This window comes from Nocardiopsis halotolerans DSM 44410, from assembly GCF_000341065.1.
In the GTDB taxonomy this organism is placed as follows: Bacteria; Actinomycetota; Actinomycetes; order Streptosporangiales; family Streptosporangiaceae; genus Nocardiopsis; species Nocardiopsis halotolerans.
Window position 1 is genome coordinate 1 of sequence record NZ_ANAX01000362.1, and the last position, 4,330, is coordinate 4,330.

General features: G+C 73.2%; 2 protein-coding genes and 1 pseudogene. All 3 read left to right on the forward strand.

Annotated features, from left to right (window positions below; translation table 11 throughout):
- The coding region (locus tag D455_RS31790; protein ID WP_017573702.1) for a lantibiotic dehydratase at positions 1–2,656 on the forward strand (2,656 nt) is incomplete at its 5' end.
- Positions 2,646–3,674 carry a thiopeptide-type bacteriocin biosynthesis protein gene (locus tag D455_RS0126580; protein ID WP_017573703.1) on the forward strand — a complete coding sequence of 343 codons (1,029 nt, stop codon included), beginning with the start codon at positions 2,646–2,648 and terminating at the stop codon, positions 3,672–3,674. The genes D455_RS31790 and D455_RS0126580, both read left to right, overlap by 11 nt.
- Positions 3,671–4,330 (forward strand): annotated as a pseudogene (locus tag D455_RS31795) (hypothetical protein); the annotation flags it as partial. The gene D455_RS0126580 and the pseudogene D455_RS31795, both read left to right, overlap by 4 nt.

Here is a 4,330-nt window from a genome sequence, read left to right on the forward strand (position 1 = left end):
TTCCCCCCTCGCGCTGGAGTGGGCCCTGGACGTCCTGGACCGCGAGGAACTCCGCGACCTGCGCGGTGAGGAGTTGCGCGCCGTGCTGGAGGAGGCCGTCTCCCGGGCCTCCGGCGACGACCGGGGCGCCCTGATCAACCTGCGCCGGGACGTGTTCAACTCCCGGCGCCCCCGTCCGGCGACCCTGACGCGCGCGCGGCCGGGGCTCGACGCCGCGGCCCGGGAGCGGCTGCGCTCGTGGCTGGACGCCCTCGACGCGCTCGCGTCCGCCCGGGAGCGCGGCTCCCGGGCGCTGGCCGAGGACACGGTCCGGGCCCGGGAGCACGCCCGGGCCGCGCTGTCCGACGACGAACTGCGCGGCGCCGTCCTGCTCCAGTCCCAGGTCCTGGAGCGGAACATGGACCGCTATCTGGACCCCGGCCGGAAGTTCGACAAGTCCGCGCGCCACCTCGAACGCACGCTGCTGGAGCTGCTGTACCGGGCGTCGCTGAAGACCAGCCCGTTCAGCACCCTCACCTCCGTGGGCATCGGCCGGTTCCGCCCGGACGCGCCGAGCGCGCTACCCAACCCGGACGACCTGCGCAAACGTTCCACCGTCCGGCTCAACGTCGCCGTCCTGGCCCGCCTGGCCGCGGTGATCCTGGCCGATCCGCGGCTGCGGTCGGACTTCTCCGTCACACTGGCCCCGGACGCCGACACCGACGGCGACCGGATGCGTTACGTGCGCCGCCGCACCACCGCGGGGGCCGACCCCGACGCGGTGGTGGCGATCGACACCGTCCACGAGGACCTGTTCTTCCTGCCCAGCGGCCCGGTCCTGAACAAGGTGGCCGGTCTGGTCCGGGACGGCTCCCCCACGCTGCGGGAGCTCAGCGCCAGGGTGGCCGACGCCCACGGTGAGAGCGACACGGCCGACACCGACCGGCTGTTGGGGCATCTGCTGCGCCTGGGGTTCCTGATCGTGCCCGACCTCCAGATGGACCTGCGCTCCGACGACCCCGGGGAGGCCTTCACCGCGGCGCTGGAGGCGCAGGAGCACGCCGCGCTGCGACGCGCCGCCCGCGCGCTGCGGCACGTCCGTGACCGGGTGACGGCCTACTCCCGCACTCCGGCGCGCGAGCGCGCGCGTGTCCTGGCGAGCGTCCGCGCGTCCGTGGAGGAGTGCTTCGCCGCGGTGGGCGCCGACGACGACCTGGTGCCGCGCACGCTCGTCTACGAGGACACCACCTTCCGGGGCGCCGACGCCGACCGCGACGCCGCCGAGCGGGCCCTGCTGCCCGACCTGGCCGCCCTGGCCGACCTGCTTCCGGCCTTCGACCTGAACCTGCCCCGGCGGCTGACCGCCAGGGAGTTCTTCGTCGCCCGGTACGGCTCCGGCGGGCACTGCGACGACGTGGTGCGGTTCTGCCACGAGTTCCAGCGCGACTTCTTCGATCCCTACCTGCAACGGTCGACGCGCCGCCGCGCCTTCGACGAGGACAACAACCACGTTCCCCAGGAGAACTGGTTCAGGTCCGAGCAGATCGAGGGGCTGGACCGGGCCCGGCACGACATCGCCGCGTACGTGGGCGAGCGCCTGGCCTCGGCACCGCCCGGCACCGAGGAGATCCGGTTGGGTCCGGAACTGGCCGAACGGGTGCTGCCCCACCTGCCTCCCGCGACGGTCACCGCTCAGCCCTGGTCGTTCCTGCTCCAGGTGGACGCGGGCGCGGACGGCGCCCCGGGCCGCACCGTGCTGAACCAGGCCTACGCCGGGATGACCCTGATGTTCTCCCGGTTCGCCCACAGCCTCGCCGACCAGGGAGCGCCCGACCTGCTCAGGGACACCCTGCGCGGCTACGCCCCCGACGGGGCTGTGCTGGCCGAGCTGCACGGCGGGTACGAGACGACCAACCTGAACATCCACCCGGTGGTGACCGACTACGAGATCGTCTGCCCCGGCGACCACAGCGACCGCCCCGCCGAAGAGCAGATCCTGCTCGACGACCTCTTCCTGGTCCACGACGAGGCCGCGGACCGCGTTCGGCTCGTCTCGCGGCGGCTGGAGCGGGAGGTCGTCCCCGTCTACCTGGGGTACCTCATGCCGTTGGCGCTGCCGGAGGTCCAGCAGGTACTTCTGTGCTTCTCCCCCAGCGGGATGGCGCAGATGGACCTGTGGGCGGGGACCGGGCAGCCCGTTCCCCAGCAGGGGGTCACCCCCTATCCGCGCCTGGTCCTGGGTGACCTGGTGCTCCAGCGCCGGATGTGGAAGATGAGCGTCGCGGACTTCCCCGAGCGCGACCCCGGCCGTGACGACGCCGAGTACTTCCTGCGGGTGCGGCGCTGGCAGCGCGACCTGGGCCTGCCGGAGCGGATCTTCGCCCAGATCGACAACGCCGCCACGAGGAGCGGCGCCGTCGAGTCGGAGGAGCCGGTCCAGGAGGGGGGCGGGACCAAACGCGCCGCCGGGCGCAAACCGCTGCCCGTGGACTTCGGCAGCTGGCACTCGGTCCAGCTGCTGGAGCAGATGGTGCTGGCCGCGTCCTCCCGGCTCGTGCTGACCGAGGCCCTTCCCGACACCGACGGGCTGTGGCTGCGCGACGAGCACGGCCGCCCGCACGTCAGCGAGATGCTGATCGAACTCTACGACACCGGAAGGGACCGCCATGTCCGATGAATGGGTGGCATTCCACGTCTTCTACGCCAGTGACGCCAACCCGATCGTGGTCGAGGCCGTGCGTCCCCTGGTGGCCGAACTGCGCGCCGAGGGCATGATCAGCGGCTGGTTCTTCCTCAAGTACTGGATGGAGGGGCCGCACCTGCGGGTCCGGTTCCGCCCGAGCGACGCGTCCCGGCGCGCGGAGGTGACCGAACGCGCGCGGTCGGCCCTGGAGGACTTCCTGCGCAGGCGTCCCGCCCTGTACGACACCGACACCGAGGGGCTCGACGAGCTGTACCAGCAGATGTTCGTCGCCGAGTACGGGGAGGAGCGGTGGGAGGCCGAGTACGGGGCCTCGGGCGCCATCCCGTTCCGCCCCAACAACACCGTCGAGGTCCGGCCCTACGAGCGGGAACTGGACCGGTACGGCGGTCCGGTGGGGATCGAGATCGCGGAGTGGCACTTCGAGCACTCCAGCGACATGGTGGCCGAACTGCTGGCCTCCTCCAACACCCACGTCCGGCCGGTGCTCCTGGGACTGGCGACCCAGCTGGCGCTGATGACCGCCTACACCTTCCTCCGCGACGACGCGGCGGTGCTGCGGTTCTTCCAGCGCTACCGCGCCTTCTGGGAGACCTCCTACCAACAGCCCTCCGACGAACAGCACGAGTCCTTCGACCGGAGCTTCACGCGCACCCGTGACTCGCTGCGCACCCGGATCGACCGCATCCGCGACATCACCGCCGACGGGAACGGGGCGGTGCGCTCGCGCATCGAGCAGAGGTGGATCGGGCACTGCGCCGAGCTGCGCCACAGGGTGGAGGAGGCCGCCGGGCGGGGGGAGCTGCTCTTCGGCCGGCGGGGGCGGGGCGCTCCCACGGCCGTGGACGCCCCCGAGGACCTGGCCGCGGTGCTGCTCAGCTCCTACGTCCACATGACCAACAACCGGCTGGGCGCGGCCATCCTCGACGAGGTGTACCTGTCCTACCTGGTCGAACGGACTCTCACCGAGCGCGTGGGCGCGGGGGCCGCGTGACCGCCGCCGGAACCGAGGTCGGGGACGGGTGGCTGGAGGAGGCCCGTCCCCGGCTGCGCCCGAGCGTACGGGTGGGACCCGCCCTGTGGGAGGGGCCGCGCCGGGTCCACGTCGTCGGCGACCGCGAGACCGGGGCGTTCCTGCGGGTGGGTGAACGCGAGGCGTTCCTGCTCTCGCGCCTGGACGGGGACACCCCGCTGTCCGCGATCGGTGACGACTACGCGCGGCGCTTCGGGCGCCGCCTGTCGGCCGACCACTGGCGGTCCCTGCTGGCGCTGGTGGAACCGCGCGGCCTGCTGGTCGGTGCCTCCCCCGAACTCCTCGACCGGGTGCGCGCCTCCGCCGAGGCCGCGCGCCGCGTGGAGGGCAGGTCGCCGCTGCGCTGGCGGCTGCCCCTCCGCGGCGCGGCCGAGCGCGTCCCCGCCGTGGCCCGCGCCCTGGGCTGGCTGCTCGCACCGGCGGTGGCTGCCCCGCTCACCCTCGCCGGTCTGCTGGTCTGCGGCTACACGCTGTTCTCCTGGCGCGGGCCGTACGAGGCCTTCACCTCGGCCCCCTCCCCCTGGAGCGTCACCCTGGTGTCGCTCCTGGTCCTGTGGGCCGTGGTGTGCGCGCACGAGTACGGGCACGCGGTGGCCTGCCACCGCTACGGCGGGGGG

Bases quoted from the DNA above. Each gene is read 5' to 3' on its own strand.
- D455_RS0126580 (WP_017573703.1), top strand. From the start codon at position 2,646: ATGTCCGATGAATGGGTGGCATTCCACGTCTTCTACGCCAGTGACGCC.